Here is a 15,375-nt window from a genome sequence, read left to right on the forward strand (position 1 = left end):
GAAAATGAAAATTGGTGTTATTATGGGCGGGGTATCGTCTGAAAAACAAGTTTCAATTATGACAGGGAATGAAATGATTGCTCATTTAGATAAAAATAAGTATGAAATAGTCCCAATTACATTAAATGAAAAAATGGATTTAATTGAAAAAGCGAAAGACATTGACTTTGCGTTGCTCGCATTACACGGAAAATACGGAGAAGATGGGACAGTTCAAGGAACACTGGAGAGTTTAGGGATTCCTTATAGCGGAAGTAATATGTTATCTAGCAGTATATGTATGGATAAAAATATTTCGAAAAAGATTTTACGTTATGAAGGTATAGAAACACCAGATTGGATTGAACTTACAAAAATGGAGGATCTAAAGCTTGATGAGTTAGATAAGTTAGGATTTCCATTAGTGGTAAAACCAAACTCTGGCGGATCGAGTGTCGGGGTGAAAATCGTTTACAATAAAAATGAATTGATCTCAATGCTAGAAACTGTATTCGAATGGGATTCGGAAGTAGTAATTGAGAAGTATATAAAAGGTGATGAAATTACATGTTCTATTCTGGATGGAAAACAGTTACCTATAGTTTCAATTCGACATGCAGCCGAGTTCTTTGACTACAATGCAAAATATGATGATACTAGTACAGTTGAGGAAGTTATCGAACTTCCAGCAGAAATTAATGAACGTGTAAATAAAGCATCACTTGCTTGTTATAAAGCATTAAAATGTAGTGTTTATGCAAGAGTTGATATGATGGTGAAGGACGGAATTCCATATGTAATGGAAATTAATACATTACCAGGGATGACACAATCAAGTTTATTGCCAAAAAGTGCAGAAGCAGCGGGAATTAGTTATAGCAAACTATTAGATATGATTATTGAAACTTCATTTAGAGTAAGAAAAGAAGAAGGATTTTAAGTAGCGGTAGCATGAATACTTTTGACAGTAACATGAAGTATGTTATGATGAATACAATACGAAAATTAAATATTTATCCACTAGGGGGGCCTATTATAGGCTGAGATCAAATGAAAATTTGAGACTCTTAGTACCTGATCTGGTTAATGCTAGCGTAGGGAAGTGGGAAGACATTGCTATTTTATGAATAAATACTGTCAATTTCACTTTCTTTACGCCTGTAAAGAAAGTTTTTTTGTTTTATAGATTTAATAATTGTGGGTAGATACTTAAATTTTATACATAATTGGAGGGATTTAAATGACTTTTTCACAATCATTACGTAAAGAAGTAGATTCAATTTGGGAAGCTAGTTTTAATCATCCTTTTGTAAAAAAACTTGGTGAAGGAACGTTAGATTTAGCGAGTTTTCGTTATTATGTGCTTCAAGATTCGTATTATTTGAGTCACTTTGCTAGAGTACAAACTTTAGGAGCTGCAAAAGCACTGGAATTAGAAACGACAGCTCGTATGGCACACCATGCTCAAAATACATATGAAGCGGAATTATCCTTACATGAGAATTTTGCGAAGAAACTAGGGATTACACAAGAAGAAAAAGATAATTTTATCCCTGCTCCAACTGCATACGCATATACTTCACATATGTATCGTGCTGCGTATGAAGGACATTTAGGCGATATCATTGCAGCAATTTTACCTTGTTATTGGTTGTATTATGAAATTGGTGAGCGTTTAAAAGGGTGTCAACCAGAAGAGCCGATTTATAACGAATGGATTTCTGCTTATGGATCTGATTGGTTCCGCATATTAGTTGAAGAGCAAATTACACGATTAGATGCAATAGCTGAAAAAGTAACAGAGGCAGACCGAAATCGAATGAAACAACATTTTATTATTAGCAGTCAATATGAATATTCATTTTGGGAAATGGCTTATACATTAGAAAAGTGGCCAGTGAATACAGCAGTGAAAAATGTAATAGGATAAAGTGAAGAGGTATTGCTATTCGCAGGTATGAATAATACTTATATATATGATTTCACAAAAGAAGTATCGAAAAAAGACGCATTAATCTAAGTGCGTCTTTTTTCAATTTATAAAAATGAGCCCAAGGAAAAAATAACCTAAAAATAGGTATATGAACAAGGTGCATCATCTAGTGATAAGTCATACTTTGTTGGTGTACGTATTGAACTTAGTTTATAGCGCTATTTCTACTTAGATATAACGAACAGAAATATAGGGAAGCATTGATGAGGTTATATTTTATAAACGGAGGTTATGAAAATGAATCAGTTTCAACAAGAACTACAAGCGTTAAGCCTTAATGATTACCGGTCTGGAAATATTGTGTATTGGGACCAGCAAAACCAATATCCATATTACTATATTGAAGATGCAGTTCGTCGCTGTGGCGGTTGTGGTCGTTGTGGCGGTTGTGGTGGAGGTCGTTGTGGAGGATTCCGTTGTGGAGGATTCCGTTGTGTTGGTTGCTTTGGTTGTTTTGGTTGTGGCGGTTGCGGCGGCTGTGGTGGCTGTGGTGGTTGCTCCAATTGTTTTAATGGTACTTCTGATACTACTGGTACCATTGTAACATATGAATATTGATTACATTTATCAATTAAAAAACATTAGCTTTATACAGGTATATGGCGACAAAGAATATAGCCATCGCTAATGGATATATTCAATCATTCAAGTGAAAGAGTAACTATTAGATATATAGGTGTAAATCAAGATGGGATAGATAAAGCAATGATTAGATTTAAAATCTAATCATTGCTTTTTTCTTATGGTTTTACCATCAAATGTCTGTCTAATTTAAGGATTGATTTCTTTTAGTTAGTGTGTAGCTCATCAAATTATTACAATTGTGTAAGGTTCATGTAATGTTAATCGATAGTAAATTAAGGTGCTTGAGTGTATTTTAAATAAGATTAAAAAATACTGATTATCTATAGAATATTGGGTAAATAATATTTAATTAGGAAGTGTATTAAAATGATTGAATTTAAATCTATTATCCATTCGTACAAACTAAAGAGAAAAATAGCTAAGGATTTATACGGAAAAAGAGATGAATTGACAATGTTATTAAATGAACTTAATAACATGAAATGTACTGTAACATCTGAAAAAAAGAAAAATAATCTATTATCTCGTTTACAATTCATTTATCAAAATATGAAATTAGATAAGCAGTATCCTCTTCCAGTTGTGTTTAATAATAAATTATTGGAGCGAGTAGAAAAAGAATCTCTACATACTATTGAGGATGGTGTAACATGTCTACATTTCATGTTAGATTTGAATTATGAGAAAATAAAACAATATGGATCGAGTACAAGTAGGTCATTTGTTCCATTATCGCAGTCTTCCATTTGTCTTGCTGATTGTATTTGTTTAACAGGATTTGTATTAGGTTTACTAGGAGCAATTTCAATTGGAGGATTCATGTTATCTATATGTTCAATTACATAATGGTTGATATTTGTAAGGAGAGCACCGACTTAAGGTGTTCTTTTTTAGTTTTATTGTAAAGTTATTGTATTGAAACAAAGATTTTAGGGGTGCTGTATAAGCGATTAAATGTCATTCTATTAGTTTGGTATTCTATTTTGCTTATAAATAATTTTAATCAATTAGGACATCAATTCCAAAAGGATATAAACCAACAGGAATGGTAGCAATTATAGAGTTAGTGTTGGAGTCAATGACAGACACAGTATTACTCCCGGTGTTAGTCACATAAAGAAGATTTGTTTTTGGATCTACTGTCATTTCTACAGGATTTGAGCCGACAGGAATAGTGTTAATAACAGAGTTAGTATTGGCATCAATGACGGACACATTATTACTATCATCGTTAACAACATAAATAAGATTGAATTTAGAATTCACCAGTACACCAAAAGGAGATGAACCGACAGGAATAGTAGTAATGACAGAATTGGTATTGCCATTAATGACAGACACAGTATTACCGCTTGGATTGGTTACATAAAGAAGATTTGTTTTTGGATTTAATGCAACTTCTGAAGGATTTAATCCAACAGGAATGGTATTAATAACAAGGTTAGTATTCGAATCTATAACGGATACATTATTACTGTTATTGTTAACAACATAAACAAGGTTAGTATTGGAATTCACTGTAATTCCTATAGGCATAGAGCCAACAAGAATGGTAGCAATGACAGAATTAGTATTGCCATTAATGACAGACACATCGTTACTACTTGGATTGGTTATATAAACAAGGTTAGTATTGAAATTTAATGAAACCCCTGTAGGATTTGCTCCAACAGGAATGGTAGCGATAACAGAATTAGTATTGGTATTAATGACAGAGACAGTATTACTGCCTTGATTGGCTACATAAACTCGATTTGTATTAGAATTTACGGCTACTCCCACAGGAGCTATCTCAACAGGAATGGTAGCAATGACAGCGTTAGTGTTGGTATTAATAACAGATACATTATTTGAGTTTCGATTTGCAACAAAAATCGTACTAGATGAAACCTCAGTTGGACCGGTAGCACCCGTTGGTCCAGTAAAGCCAGTAGGCCCTGTTGGACCGGTAGCACCCGCTGCACCCGTTGGTCCAGTAAAGCCAGTAGCACCCGTTGCACCCGTTGGTCCAGTGAAACCAGTAGATCCAGTCGGTAGTGTGAATGGTGGGATAGGTGGTAAAGTCGGACCGATTAAACTAGGATTGAGAGAAACGGAAGGTAAGAACTCATTCATCATATTTCACCTCTAATAAAAACGTATTATTAATAGTAAATGTAAATGTCAAACAAGGTGAAACGGACAAGTGAGGAATTAGGCAATGAAATTTCATAAAAGCGTTATTGAGTAACAAATAAAAAGAGCGCATTAGTATATGCACTCTTGGTAAGGTAGGTAAATGTCTCATGAGATATAAAAATTCGAAAATCGTAATCAGATTTTTACGAGTGAATTTTTAATATTGTATGCCTTACTTGGAATAATGGAGCCTGTCATTAAAGAATAAAGAGCGCCGTGGGAGAGAGGCGCTCTTTGACCAAGGAGTATATAGAAAATGATTAATAATGAATCATGATTATTGTATGTATATTTCTAATGTATGTATATTTCTAATGTATGTATATTTCTAATGTATGTGAGGTTTTTATATGCAATCAAAAAGAGCACACATATCAGCATGCTCTTCGATAAGAAAGGTAGATCTCTATGAGCGGAGAGACTACATACAATATCGTATGTTTGTTTCTTTTAAATGTGAAGAAAAAATCAACAAAAGGTCAACGAAAACTCAATGAAAATTCAACAAAAACGCTAATTGAATAAAAAGAAGTTAGATAAGGATGAAGAATAGTCATTTCTTATGTTGGAGAGGTTAACGGGTATCTAAATTAATTAAGGGTGAGTATATGTTAAAAAGTAAAGTGATTAGTTTGCTTTTTGGAATTGTAATGGCAGTTTCATTTTTAAATTCGTTAGATACCAAAGCAGTAAGTATTGATGATCAAAAGTTTTATGATTCTTATAATACTTTATTAGCACCATATGCAAGTCAAGTTATCAGAAAGAAGCTTGGACCAGGTCATCAGTATAGTTTAACTGACACAAAAATTATAAAAATTGAACGTTTCCCAGAAGAAAACTTTAATTTTTATGAAGGAAAACTTCACCGTTTTAGTTTTATTGTAAAGTTATTGTAAATGATAAATACAATACATTATATATATTGTATAATTCAAATGTATTAAATTAACGATTTTGGAGGTGCTGTATATGATAACTACTTTTAATTTTTAAAAGAGTAGTTTTGATAATTTTTTATTTGAATAATAGTTTTTACTTTTCTTTTAAAATACTTGATTTAAATTGATTAGATTAAGTAATTATTTTTCTAGTTTTTTGATAATCAAGAAAAATGAAGAAAGGAAGTAATCATTTTATGGAAAAATTAAAGTTGTTAACATTTGAAAATATAACAGAACCTCTTTTAAATGAAAGTGTATCATTTATATATTTTCCTATTGAATGGCTCGATATTGTAGAGATACATTATAAGACATTTTTATTAACGAGTAAGTTGAAACGATTGAATGAAAGATTATATGATATGTTTTCTGATATATTATTTATTCAGCATAATCCATATGTATTAAATGAAAATACACCATGTATTGTATCTAAAGAACCTATTAGAAAAGAACAACTTGATTATATTTTTCAAAGTTGGTATGAGATTATTCATGATTGGAAACCTAATAAATTAATAGAGTCGCCAAAATATGAATGGCATTACGATTTAATTTCTAATTTAACAGTATTACATGATAATGAAATATATTCTAAGTGGGTGCCCGCTTTAATTTCACATATTTTTTGTGAACAACCTGTACGATTAGAGAATATCAACGAAGAAGATATATATTTTTCTCCTCTTAGATCACAAAATATTTGTGAGGCAATGTCAGAGCCTATTAAAGATGAAAAAACTCAAGATTATTTCGCCTATGTATATCGGTTCGAATGTATCACGCGCGGAGGCGAAAATATTCCGTTATTAAATGTTTCAATAGGAATTCGGAGGTTTTATCAAGAATATAAGATGTTAGGTCAAACAAACCTTGATATAACAACGTTTGTTTGACTTATTTTTATAAAATGCAAACATTTTGCAAACATAAGTTATCCAAAGATGCTTTTACCGAAGTTTTTAACAGCTTCTTCTTGCATATTCGGTAAAATATGCGAATACACACTTAATGTCATTGAAATGTCTGTATGACCTAATCGCTCACTGATAATTTTAGGGTTAACTCCTTGTTTCAATAGTAGGGTAGCGTGTGTATGTCTTAAATCATGGAATTTAATTTCTTTTATACCCGCTTTGTGTGTATCTCTAATGAAGCTCTTTCTGAAATGTGCCTTTTTTATAATTCTTCCAAACTCATTACAATTAATTAAATCTTGATCTTGATAAGCAGAGCCAAACCTTAATTTCTCTTTATTAATTAAAAGCTTATGTCTTTTTAAGGATTCTATAGTTTCTTTAGGTACAGGAATGGTACGCTTTGATGAATTTGTTTTTGCTGTTTTTTTAATTTTATTGTCATGGCCAGATGTTTGGTTTATTGTAACGGTGTGTTTTTCAAAATCAACGTCCTGCCATCGTAAGCCTAGAACTTCTCCCATACGCATACCTGTAGTTATTGCAAGTAGATACCCAATGTGATATCGTGATTCTTGTGAATGCAAAAGAAACTTTTTTACTTCTTCCTCTGTCCAAGTCTGGATAGAGGTTCTTTCTTTTTTCGGTATCTCAGCAAAAGCAGCTGGATTTCGAGAAATAATATTTTGTTTTACAGCTAGGTTTAAAGCGCTCTTTAATATTCTATGCATAAGCAGAATAGAATTGTTTGCAATACCTTTATCTATCGCAGTTTTATAGCATTTTTGAATGTGCATAACATTTAATTTATGGAGCGTGACCATTCCAATGCTAGGTATAACATGTTGGTTGATAAATGCCCTATAGCCGACAAAGGTACTCCTTTCTATACTCATACTTTTAATTTCTAGCCAATGGTTTAGGTATTCTTTTAATGTAACTTTAGACGGTTCTATAAAAGTTCCTTCATTTAATTCTGTAATCTTCTTCGCAACATCAGCCTGTGCTTCTTTTTTTGTCTTATATCCAGAAAACCACTTTTGTCTTCTTTTTCCTGTCTCTGGATCAGGTCCAATGTCGACCACAATACAATATTTATTTCCTCTTTTTCGAATATGTCCTTTCACTTAAAACACTCCTTCATTTTGTTTTGAATCATGGTGTATAAGTCTAGTTGTAATTTTGCTGCTATAAAAATTACATAGTTGGACATATCAGCGATGGATACATTTTACCATATAAAAATAAATTCAGTTATAGAGTAGAGTTTTCATTTATTGTTAAAAAACAGTGAAATATCTATTCTGGTTATCAAATGCAATATTGCATATTTTATTGGATGGGTTAAAAAACAAGGCGTATATTAATATTTTCAACTTTCTCAAGTATTTTCAGAATATGAGAGAATAGATGTTTGGTTTATTTGTGATAGAATATTCTTAATAATATAATTTGACGGAACGAAAAAGACCCATAGCGTGTGTAATTGTGCTGGGAACACGTTTACACCGTTTAACCCTAATTGTAGTAGGGAAAACATTTGCCATGGGCCTTTCGGTTACGAGTTTTCGTAACGTATACGGCTAGTATAACACAGCTTTTGGATGTAATTCATCATTAAGGTGCGTTTTCATGATAGGGAAGTGTGTCTTGTTCCAATAAGGGGGACAAAGCATGTGGAAAGCTCTAGGTCAAATTGAAAAAGAATTATGTGTAGCTGGTATAAGAAAAAATAAACTAGCAGATCATTGGGGTGTTAAGCCAAGTACTGTTACAAAAGTATTTAAAGGTAACACAGATATTAGTTTTGGTTTTCTTTCTAAAACAATTATTCTATTAAATAAAGGCATACAGGTACAAGGGAATATATTAAAGAATTATATCGATGTCACAAATCCGAAATCAGAGAATTTACGTGAAGCGATGGAGGACTTAGCTTTAAGAGGTAAGTTCGATCTTTTGATTGAAGTAATAAATAGTGAAGCACAGTCTAAGGTGTCTGAAAATAAAGAATTTGCAAGTGTATATCTGATTATTTATAAACGATATATCGGTGAGTTGAATGCCAAACTGTATCATAAAGCGTTGCATATAGAAAGTAAATCAGTGAAAACAATTGAGATGGAAGTGTTAACTGAAATTTTATTATGTCAAGCGCAATATCAAACAGGAAATTATACGGCTTTAAATGAGCGTCTGAAATCAATAGAAACTAAAATTGATAAAATTAGTAATAAACATCTTCGTGAGTGCTTCAAATTACGTTACAGAGAAGCGATTGCTGTTACTTCATTGCAAGGAGGAGAAGTAGATGAAGCAAGAAACGTTTGTATTAAATTAATAGATGATCTTGAGTGGGATAACTTTTTTTCTTTTCCAAAAGTAAATGCGTACTTAAAGCTAGGTGAATCGTATGTTTTCTCAGTAGGTGAATATGAGTATTCAAAATATTACCTAGAGAAAACATTACAAGTGATTGGTGATAGAAAGGTTGAAGCTGTAGAGAAGAAGAAAGAAATGGTGCAACATACATTATCATTTTTAAAGATTCACCATGACAAAGAAATTAGTGAAACAGATGTTGTACATCCAAGTGAGCTGGCATATTTAATGATTAAACAAGGTAATACAACAGGAGCGAGGGAAATGTTAAATCAAATAAAAAGTTCTACAGGTGAATTAACAGACATACAGACCGCTTATTTAGCTTTAACATATGAGGGAGCTAAAAGAGAAGAGTTAATGAAACAATCTCTACTAATGTGTCAAAAATCAGGAAATATATTTTATTCGAATTTACCGAAAATTTACTTGGGTTTAATTTGAATATTTGTTATAATTAGCATCGGAAAGAGGTGATTAGGTGAAAAAATTAATTACAATTATTCCTGTACTATTATTAGCAATTACACTAGTTGTTAACACTGATTCTGCGAAAGAAAAGCCTAGTACAAATGACTCAAAACCAGTAGTTCAGCAAATGATGGTTGACCCTGGTGGCGGTTGGTAAGATACAAAATATAGGTTTACATATATAAATTTAAAATGACATCGTCTTAATTGACGGTGTCATTTGTGGTTTTAAGGGAGATTTCCTTTTTAGGTTTATGAGCAAAAAAGAAATTTATGTAAAAAAATAACAAAAGCGATAAGGGGATAAGAGAAGATGAAAAGTAAAGATGGGGAAGTTAATCTGATAAAAAAAGCGCTTTTACTTCTGCAAGAAGAAGATAATCCAAAAGAAACATTATTAGCTATTTGTTTAAGTGAACATGAAAGAGAAAAAGCAATTTAAAAGAGACTATCTAATTTTTTCGGATAGTCTTTTTTCATTAAATATTTCCTTTAGCTTTTTCGTAATTCACAAACATTTCTAGTTGTTCTAATGCTTTTTTTCGTTGTTCTTCAGGTAGATCATTTATGATTTGAAGAATTTCTTGAGCTTCTTTTGTAAGTTGTAGATCTTGGTCTGCTGTTAAATCTGGCGAATCAGATAACCCAAGTAGATAATCAGTAGTAACTTTTAAATGATTAGCTATTTTTTGAAGTGTACGTGTACCTGGTGATTTTTTTCCTTCAACGTAGTTATAAACAGAAACATGACTAACACCAATTGCATCAGCTAATTGTTGTTGGGTAATCCCTCTTTTTTCAATTAACAACTTTAACCTTTCATGAATAAACATAATTAAAACACCCCAAGTTTATTTTATCTATTTTATATGAAGTTATTTCTTCTTTATCACTGTTATAGTGTGACACACGGCACTACACGGCACTACACGGCACTACACGGCACTACACTATGCTACACTGTCATTATATATTAACTATCAGTTAAGTGGAAAGGTAAAATTTTTTAAAAAAGTTTTATAAAAAACTTGAACTTAACTTATGATTAAGTTATTATGTAATTAACAACAAAAACGGAAGAGAGGAGTTGCATATGAAAACTCTAAAACAGCTACGTGTAGAACAAGGATATACATGTAAGGAAGTAGCTGAGGCCGTTGGTATTACCGAAGTGTACTATTGGTACATAGAAAATGGCAAACGCCGTCCTTATTACGACTTAATTGTAAAAATTGCTGATTTCTTAAAAGTGAAACTAGATGCAATTAAAATTTTTTGCCCTAAACTTAACTAATAGTTAAGTTGGAGTTGGTTAAGTTAAATAGAAGGGAGCAAAACAAAATGGGATTAGATCAAATCATTAAAGAGTCAATCCGAGAAGTTGTTCGTGAAGAAATTCAAGCAGCATTAGCTTCACTCCAACTACAAGCACAACCAAACAAGGTATTGCGAGTAAAAGAAGCAGCTGCTTATCTTAACATCGCAGTTTGCAGAGTATATGAACTTGCAAACCATCCGCAATTTCCGGTTATCCGAGAAGGGCGCAAATTACTCTTCTTACAAAAAGATTTGGATGCATGGCTTGAAGCCCAAAAGGAGGCACCAAACGTTGGTTGAAAGTACATTCAGTCTTTTTATCACAGCGGTGTTTATTGTGTCATTCGTGGGTGGCGTAGCGCTATTTGATACATTTGAAAAGCTTATCAACGAGAACGAACAGCTAAAGCAAGAAAATCAGAAATTAAGGAAGGTGAAGAGAATATGAGCATTACAGCACCAGTTTTACAAAAGGACTTACAAAAGAAACAAACGTTAGATGAATTTTTAAAGTATTGCAATACGATGCAAATTGAAGCGTTAAAGCAACATGATCCGATCGCACTTTGCACATGGATTAAAGAAGCACGACTAGCTAGAAGGGAACTTGCAGCACTATATCGAGCGAAAGAAAAGCATGATGACGAGCGTGAAAGAGATCGTAAGAACATCTTAGAAATTATTCGGCGGTTGAAAAGTCAGGGGGTTAATGCATCAGTTGTTGAACGTGCCCATTATATTACCCTTTGTGAGGAGGTGAGCTGAATGTTAGAAAATCCAATTGTAATAGGAAATCAACACGACTCATACAAAAAACAATTCGAACATTATTGTAGCGATTGTGAAGGTGAATTGTACTTTGGGATGACGTATTACGAATTCGAAGGAAGTTTAATTTGTGAAGAATGTGCCGAAAAGTTTTTAGAACGGCATGCAACGAGGTTTGTTGCAGGGGAATAAAAAAGAACCCACGGCAATGGGTTCCCTTTAAAAAAATAAGTTAGAGCTAGTATATCACAGAAAGCGAGTGAATAGAACATGCAAGCAAAAGTATTGGTAAATACACTCAATATGAACCACGCTCAATGGTTGCAAGCACGTACGCAAGGTATTGGCGGTTCTGACGTTTCTGCAATTGCAGGTTTAAATAAATGGAAATCAGCAGTTCAAGTGTTCCTTGAAAAAACACAAGCGATTGAAAAGGAAGATATACAAAGTGAAGCGGCATACTTCGGTAACGTTTTGGAAGAAGTAGTTGCAAAAGAATTTTCCAAGCGCACAGATTTGAAAGTACAACGAAGAAATGCAATCCTTCAGCATCCTGAATATCCGTGGATGTTAGCGAATGTGGACCGATTAATTGTAGGTGAAAAGATTGGTCTTGAATGCAAAACAGCGTCGGAATATTTGAAAAAAGAGTGGGAAGATGAAGAAGTTCCATCAGCTTATCTCTTACAGTGTCAACATTACATGGCTGTAACTGGCTATGAAGCGTGGTGGATTGCAGTACTAATCGGTGGTAATAAGTTCGTTCATAAAAAAATCGCACGCGATGAGGAATTGATTCAGTACCTTATCGATATTGAAAAAGATTTTTGGCTCAACAATGTTGAGAAGAATGAACCACCGATGTTTGACGGTTCGGATGCATCAACAGAATTGCTTAAACATTTATATCCAGAATCCATTGCAGACAGCTTTGTAAGTTTAGGTAAGCAAGAAGAACTTCTCATTGAAGCTCGTGATCAAGTAGACCGAGAAATTAAAGTACTCCAAGAACAAAAGGCAGAGTACGAAAACAAAATCAAAGCCAAGCTCGGCACCAATGAAATTGGTGGAACTGAAAACTACAAAGTGTATTGGAAATCACACACTACAAATCGTTTTGATAGCAAGCGATTTAAAGCGGATCATCCAGATTTATATGAGCAGTATGCAAAAGAATCTCAAGTAAGAAAATTCACGGTTAAATAAGGGAGGAAATAAACAATGGCAACTAATCAAGAGGTGAAAAATCAATTAGCAAATCGTAAGGCGAACGCACCTGCAACACCAGATAAACTGGTTGAAGGTTATATGAAGAAAATGGCTCCACGTTTTGCGGAAGTATTACCAAAGCACATGAGTATGGAGCGTATGAGTCGTATTGCACTTACAACAATTCGTACAAATCCAAAATTACTAGAATGTGAAGTTCCTTCACTTATGGGGGCTGTCATGCAAGCAGTGCAATTAGGATTAGAACCAGGACTACTTGGTCACTGCTACCTATTACCATTCAAAAACAAAAAACAAAACAAAATGGAAGTTCAGTTCATTATCGGCTACAAAGGGATGATTGATTTAGCAAGACGTTCTGGTCACATACAAAGCATTTACGCCCATGCAGTGCATGAAAATGATGAGTTCGAATATGAGCTTGGCTTGCATCCACAGTTAAAGCATAAGCCATCATTCGGTGAACGTGGTGAATTTATTGGGGCCTATGCAGTCGCGCATTTCAAAGATGGTGGACATCAAATGGAATTTATGCCGAAGAGTGAAATCGAAAAGCGCCGTCAACGTTCAGCAGCTGCTAATTCTAGTTATAGTCCATGGGCAAGTGATTATGATGAAATGGCGAAGAAAACAGTGGTTCGTTACATGTTTAAATACTTACCAATCAGCATCGAAGTACAATCACAAGCACAGCATGACGAAGTGGTGCGCAAGGATATCACGGAAGAACCGGAATTTATCGAAGCGGATCCAATCGAAATGGAACAGTCAACTGAAGGAGACGGGCAAGGCGATTTCGTGATTGAAGGTGAGTAACAAATCAAAGGTGCTACTCTCTCGCAAATTGTGGGAGAGAGCACAATCAAAAGATGAGTTGAAACAGTCGATTGCACGTTATATACACAATAATTATCCAGGCTATCGGATAGAGAAAGTCATTAAGGAAAATGAGTCTTACATCGCGATTTGCACAAGGGGGTCATAAGATGGGCATCTTTCGGGTTAAAAAGGATACAAATTACTCGGTGATACACAACACGCCTTTACATGATGAGAATCTAAGTTGGCGAGCAAAAGGATTATTAGCATACATGTTGTCTTTGCCGGATGATTGGACTTTTCATGCAACAGAACTAAGTCAACACGCCAAAGATAGCGAAAAAATAACGACAAGCACTCTCAAAGAATTAAAGGCTGCAGGATATTTGAAACGCTATCCAGTTCAAGATCCAGAGACAGGGAAAATATCACATTGGGAAACTGCGGTTTATGAAGTGCCAACCATAGATAAGGAAAACCACCCTATGGAAAAACCACCAAGTGGTAAAACCAGTGACTGGAAAACCACCCGTATGGAAAACCACTCAGTGGAAAAAGGCCAACTACTAAATACTAATGATTTACTAAGTACTGAAATACCAAGTACTAATCTAACTAATGATGATGTAGATAAGCATCCTCTGATAGATGAAGAATTTCAAAAAAGTTATAACTACCTTTTACAAAATAATATTCCATTAAGCGACACGGCTATGCAGGACCTTGGAGAATTCAGTGATGTATTAGGAAGCCAAATTATTATGGAGGCTGTCGATAGAGCAGTTGATCAGAACGCAAAGCGATGGAAATACATTAGCGGTATTTTATTCAACTGGCAAAAAAGCAACGTGAAAACATTGGCAGATGTTATCAAGCTTGATGAGGATTATAAAAACCAAATAGGTGGTGTTGGAAATGCAACACGTAGGGCACGCACTGGCAGAGGTTATGGTACGAGCAGAAGCTATGAGGAAGAAAATGCAAGCCGAGAGCGCAACATGCCAAGCTTCATTAAACGAGTATAGATGTTTAAAATGTCAGGATTCAGAAGTAGTTTTTTACGAAGAAGTAAATCAGTTTGGTATGCGAGTGTCTATGCAAAAAGATTGTGAGTGCAAAGCGCAACGAGTAATGGAACGCAGATTGAAAAACGCGATGATTCCAGAAGAATTTACAGATGCTCGGTTTGATTCGTACAAACGAAAAACAGAAGAACAAAAGCTTTTATATAGCACAATGGGAAATTACTTGCAGAACTTCAATGAGATCAAGGATACAAAACAAAATAGCCTGGGCTTCATCGCAACATTTGGAGAGTTACGAATTAAGCAATTAGAACCAGCAAAGCGAGCGCAAGCAAAGAGAGAACATAACAGTTTTGGACTTGGTAAAACACATCTCCAAGTGGCTGCAGCAAAGTACCTCATGAAACGAGGGCATAGTGTACTACTTATTTCAGACGGAACTTTCATGGATGATCTCATTGCGGCCAAGATGATGAACGATGATAAAAAAGAATTTAACCGATTGTTAAACCACGCAAAACAAGTAGAGGTCCTCATCTGGGATGACTTAGGGAAGTCAAAATGGTCAGAAGCGAAAGAGAACCTCTACTATCAAATCATTGATTATCGGTATCGTCATAATTTGCCGATTTTATACAGCTCGAATGAAGATGATGAAACATTACCTGAAAAGATTGGTTATGCAGCAAAGAGCCGTTTGTTTGGAATGAGTAAACATTATTTAATCGCTGTAGAAGGCGATGATTATCGTGAGAAGGAGTGAAGAA

At 34.1% G+C, this 15,375-nt stretch carries 21 protein-coding genes, 2 pseudogenes and 1 riboswitch; of the genes and pseudogenes, 19 read left to right on the forward strand and 4 right to left on the reverse strand.

Annotated elements, in window-relative coordinates; all coding sequences use genetic code 11:
* Positions 1 to 4: 4 nt before the first annotated feature.
* The 5 genes and pseudogenes from KZZ19_RS12270 to KZZ19_RS12290 all read left to right on the forward strand — a co-directional run bounded on the left by KZZ19_RS12270 (position 5) and on the right by KZZ19_RS12290 (position 3,403).
* Positions 5 to 919 carry a D-alanine--D-alanine ligase gene (locus KZZ19_RS12270; protein ID WP_237981796.1) on the forward strand — a complete coding sequence of 305 codons (915 nt, stop codon included), beginning with the start codon at positions 5 to 7 and terminating at the stop codon, positions 917 to 919.
* A 72-nt stretch (positions 920 to 991) separates the two neighbouring features.
* Positions 992 to 1,097: riboswitch (TPP riboswitch) on the forward strand.
* 122 nt (positions 1,098 to 1,219) lie between these two features.
* Entirely contained in the window at positions 1,220 to 1,909 is a 690-nt protein-coding gene (gene tenA, locus KZZ19_RS12275) for a thiaminase II (RefSeq protein WP_237981795.1), read from the forward strand.
* Positions 1,910 to 2,209: 300 nt separating this feature from the next.
* The gene (locus tag KZZ19_RS12280) at positions 2,210 to 2,530 is read left to right on the forward strand and encodes a heterocycloanthracin/sonorensin family bacteriocin (RefSeq protein WP_237981794.1); all 321 of its coding nucleotides are present in this window, start codon (positions 2,210 to 2,212) and stop codon (positions 2,528 to 2,530) included.
* Between the two features lie 38 nt (positions 2,531 to 2,568).
* Positions 2,569 to 2,698: pseudogene (locus KZZ19_RS12285) on the forward strand (site-specific integrase); the annotation flags it as partial.
* 225 nt (positions 2,699 to 2,923) lie between these two features.
* Entirely contained in the window at positions 2,924 to 3,403 is a 480-nt protein-coding gene (locus KZZ19_RS12290; protein WP_237981793.1) for a homoserine dehydrogenase, read from the forward strand.
* 153 nt (positions 3,404 to 3,556) lie between these two features.
* Here the strand turns inward: KZZ19_RS12290 and KZZ19_RS12295 are convergent, their stop codons facing one another.
* Together KZZ19_RS12295 and KZZ19_RS12300 are read right to left on the reverse strand one after the other, a co-directional pair.
* Complete coding sequence (locus tag KZZ19_RS12295) at positions 3,557 to 4,339, reverse strand: YVTN family beta-propeller repeat-containing protein (RefSeq protein ID WP_322349769.1); 783 nt, start codon at positions 4,337 to 4,339, stop codon at positions 3,557 to 3,559.
* 36 nt (positions 4,340 to 4,375) lie between these two features.
* Positions 4,376 to 4,675, reverse strand: a pseudogene (locus tag KZZ19_RS12300) (exosporium leader peptide-containing protein); the annotation flags it as partial.
* A gap of 668 nt (positions 4,676 to 5,343) precedes the next feature.
* Between KZZ19_RS12300 and KZZ19_RS12305 the strand changes: the two are divergent.
* Both KZZ19_RS12305 and KZZ19_RS12310 read left to right on the forward strand, forming a co-directional pair.
* Positions 5,344 to 5,634, forward strand: a complete 291-nt coding sequence (locus KZZ19_RS12305) for a hypothetical protein (RefSeq protein WP_237981791.1) — start codon at positions 5,344 to 5,346, stop codon at positions 5,632 to 5,634.
* 239 nt (positions 5,635 to 5,873) lie between these two features.
* Positions 5,874 to 6,575, forward strand: coding sequence for a pPIWI_RE module domain-containing protein (locus tag KZZ19_RS12310; protein ID WP_237981790.1), 702 nt, complete (start codon positions 5,874 to 5,876; stop codon positions 6,573 to 6,575).
* A gap of 38 nt (positions 6,576 to 6,613) precedes the next feature.
* Here the strand turns inward: KZZ19_RS12310 and KZZ19_RS12315 are convergent, their stop codons facing one another.
* Complete coding sequence (locus KZZ19_RS12315; RefSeq protein ID WP_237981789.1) at positions 6,614 to 7,723, reverse strand: tyrosine-type recombinase/integrase; 1,110 nt, start codon at positions 7,721 to 7,723, stop codon at positions 6,614 to 6,616.
* 547 nt (positions 7,724 to 8,270) lie between these two features.
* Between KZZ19_RS12315 and KZZ19_RS12320 the strand changes: the two genes are divergently transcribed.
* The 3 genes from KZZ19_RS12320 (at position 8,271) to KZZ19_RS12330 (ending at position 9,891) form a co-directional block, all read left to right on the forward strand.
* A complete protein-coding gene (locus tag KZZ19_RS12320; RefSeq protein ID WP_237981788.1) occupies positions 8,271 to 9,422 on the forward strand; it encodes an AimR family lysis-lysogeny pheromone receptor in 1,152 nt (383 codons plus the stop codon).
* A 37-nt stretch (positions 9,423 to 9,459) separates the two neighbouring features.
* Positions 9,460 to 9,606: a hypothetical protein gene (locus KZZ19_RS12325; RefSeq protein WP_000733986.1), complete on the forward strand. Its 147-nt coding sequence runs from the start codon at positions 9,460 to 9,462 to the stop codon at positions 9,604 to 9,606.
* Positions 9,607 to 9,762: 156 nt separating this feature from the next.
* Positions 9,763 to 9,891 (forward strand): hypothetical protein, encoded by a 129-nt coding sequence (locus tag KZZ19_RS12330; protein WP_265413125.1) that lies wholly within the window; start codon positions 9,763 to 9,765, stop codon positions 9,889 to 9,891.
* Positions 9,892 to 9,928: 37 nt separating this feature from the next.
* On the opposite strand, the gene KZZ19_RS12335 is transcribed toward KZZ19_RS12330, so the two are convergent.
* On the reverse strand, positions 9,929 to 10,282 hold the full coding sequence (locus KZZ19_RS12335) for a helix-turn-helix domain-containing protein (protein WP_237981787.1): 354 nt from the start codon (positions 10,280 to 10,282) through the stop codon (positions 9,929 to 9,931).
* A 260-nt stretch (positions 10,283 to 10,542) separates the two neighbouring features.
* On the opposite strand from KZZ19_RS12335, the gene KZZ19_RS12340 reads away from it, so the two are divergent.
* The 9 genes from KZZ19_RS12340 to KZZ19_RS12380 all read left to right on the forward strand — a co-directional run bounded on the left by KZZ19_RS12340 (position 10,543) and on the right by KZZ19_RS12380 (position 15,371).
* Positions 10,543 to 10,743, forward strand: a complete 201-nt coding sequence (locus KZZ19_RS12340; RefSeq protein WP_098537861.1) for a helix-turn-helix domain-containing protein — start codon at positions 10,543 to 10,545, stop codon at positions 10,741 to 10,743.
* Positions 10,744 to 10,790: 47 nt separating this feature from the next.
* The gene (locus KZZ19_RS12345) at positions 10,791 to 11,066 is read left to right on the forward strand and encodes a helix-turn-helix domain-containing protein (RefSeq protein ID WP_237981786.1); all 276 of its coding nucleotides are present in this window, start codon (positions 10,791 to 10,793) and stop codon (positions 11,064 to 11,066) included.
* Positions 11,059 to 11,214, forward strand: coding sequence for a hypothetical protein (locus KZZ19_RS12350; RefSeq protein ID WP_237981785.1), 156 nt, complete (start codon positions 11,059 to 11,061; stop codon positions 11,212 to 11,214). Before KZZ19_RS12345 ends, KZZ19_RS12350 begins: the two co-directional genes overlap by 8 nt.
* Positions 11,211 to 11,531 carry a hypothetical protein gene (locus tag KZZ19_RS12355; RefSeq protein WP_237981784.1) on the forward strand — a complete coding sequence of 107 codons (321 nt, stop codon included), beginning with the start codon at positions 11,211 to 11,213 and terminating at the stop codon, positions 11,529 to 11,531. Before KZZ19_RS12350 ends, KZZ19_RS12355 begins: the two co-directional genes overlap by 4 nt.
* Entirely contained in the window at positions 11,532 to 11,726 is a 195-nt protein-coding gene (locus KZZ19_RS12360; RefSeq protein WP_237981783.1) for a hypothetical protein, read from the forward strand.
* Positions 11,727 to 11,804: 78 nt separating this feature from the next.
* On the forward strand, positions 11,805 to 12,740 hold the full coding sequence (locus tag KZZ19_RS12365) for a YqaJ viral recombinase family protein (RefSeq protein ID WP_237981782.1): 936 nt from the start codon (positions 11,805 to 11,807) through the stop codon (positions 12,738 to 12,740).
* 15 nt (positions 12,741 to 12,755) lie between these two features.
* A complete protein-coding gene (recT, locus tag KZZ19_RS12370) occupies positions 12,756 to 13,580 on the forward strand; it encodes a recombination protein RecT (protein ID WP_237981781.1) in 825 nt (274 codons plus the stop codon).
* A 170-nt stretch (positions 13,581 to 13,750) separates the two neighbouring features.
* A complete protein-coding gene (locus tag KZZ19_RS12375; RefSeq protein ID WP_237981780.1) occupies positions 13,751 to 14,608 on the forward strand; it encodes a DnaD domain-containing protein in 858 nt (285 codons plus the stop codon).
* Positions 14,562 to 15,371: an ATP-binding protein gene (locus KZZ19_RS12380; RefSeq protein WP_237981779.1), complete on the forward strand. Its 810-nt coding sequence runs from the start codon at positions 14,562 to 14,564 to the stop codon at positions 15,369 to 15,371. Before KZZ19_RS12375 ends, KZZ19_RS12380 begins: the two co-directional genes overlap by 47 nt.
* Positions 15,372 to 15,375: the final 4 nt, after the last annotated feature.

It is taken from the genome of Bacillus thuringiensis (genome assembly GCF_022095615.2).
GTDB lineage: Bacteria > Bacillota > Bacilli > Bacillales > Bacillaceae_G > Bacillus_A > Bacillus_A cereus_AG.

Coding starts and splice junctions, on each gene's coding strand:
- KZZ19_RS12270 (WP_237981796.1), top strand. CDS start 5: ATGAAAATTGGTGTTATTATGGGCGGGGTATCGTCTGAAAAACAAGTT.
- tenA (WP_237981795.1), top strand. CDS start 1,220: ATGACTTTTTCACAATCATTACGTAAAGAAGTAGATTCAATTTGGGAA.
- KZZ19_RS12280 (WP_237981794.1), top strand. CDS start 2,210: ATGAATCAGTTTCAACAAGAACTACAAGCGTTAAGCCTTAATGATTAC.
- KZZ19_RS12290 (WP_237981793.1), top strand. CDS start 2,924: ATGATTGAATTTAAATCTATTATCCATTCGTACAAACTAAAGAGAAAA.
- KZZ19_RS12305 (WP_237981791.1), top strand. CDS start 5,344: ATGTTAAAAAGTAAAGTGATTAGTTTGCTTTTTGGAATTGTAATGGCA.
- KZZ19_RS12310 (WP_237981790.1), top strand. CDS start 5,874: ATGGAAAAATTAAAGTTGTTAACATTTGAAAATATAACAGAACCTCTT.
- KZZ19_RS12320 (WP_237981788.1), top strand. CDS start 8,271: ATGTGGAAAGCTCTAGGTCAAATTGAAAAAGAATTATGTGTAGCTGGT.
- KZZ19_RS12330 (WP_265413125.1), top strand. CDS start 9,763: ATGAAAAGTAAAGATGGGGAAGTTAATCTGATAAAAAAAGCGCTTTTA.
- KZZ19_RS12335 (WP_237981787.1), bottom strand. CDS start 10,282: ATGTTTATTCATGAAAGGTTAAAGTTGTTAATTGAAAAAAGAGGGATT.
- KZZ19_RS12340 (WP_098537861.1), top strand. CDS start 10,543: ATGAAAACTCTAAAACAGCTACGTGTAGAACAAGGATATACATGTAAG.
- KZZ19_RS12345 (WP_237981786.1), top strand. CDS start 10,791: ATGGGATTAGATCAAATCATTAAAGAGTCAATCCGAGAAGTTGTTCGT.
- KZZ19_RS12355 (WP_237981784.1), top strand. CDS start 11,211: ATGAGCATTACAGCACCAGTTTTACAAAAGGACTTACAAAAGAAACAA.
- KZZ19_RS12360 (WP_237981783.1), top strand. CDS start 11,532: ATGTTAGAAAATCCAATTGTAATAGGAAATCAACACGACTCATACAAA.
- KZZ19_RS12365 (WP_237981782.1), top strand. CDS start 11,805: ATGCAAGCAAAAGTATTGGTAAATACACTCAATATGAACCACGCTCAA.
- recT (WP_237981781.1), top strand. CDS start 12,756: ATGGCAACTAATCAAGAGGTGAAAAATCAATTAGCAAATCGTAAGGCG.
- KZZ19_RS12375 (WP_237981780.1), top strand. CDS start 13,751: ATGGGCATCTTTCGGGTTAAAAAGGATACAAATTACTCGGTGATACAC.
- KZZ19_RS12380 (WP_237981779.1), top strand. CDS start 14,562: ATGCAAGCCGAGAGCGCAACATGCCAAGCTTCATTAAACGAGTATAGA.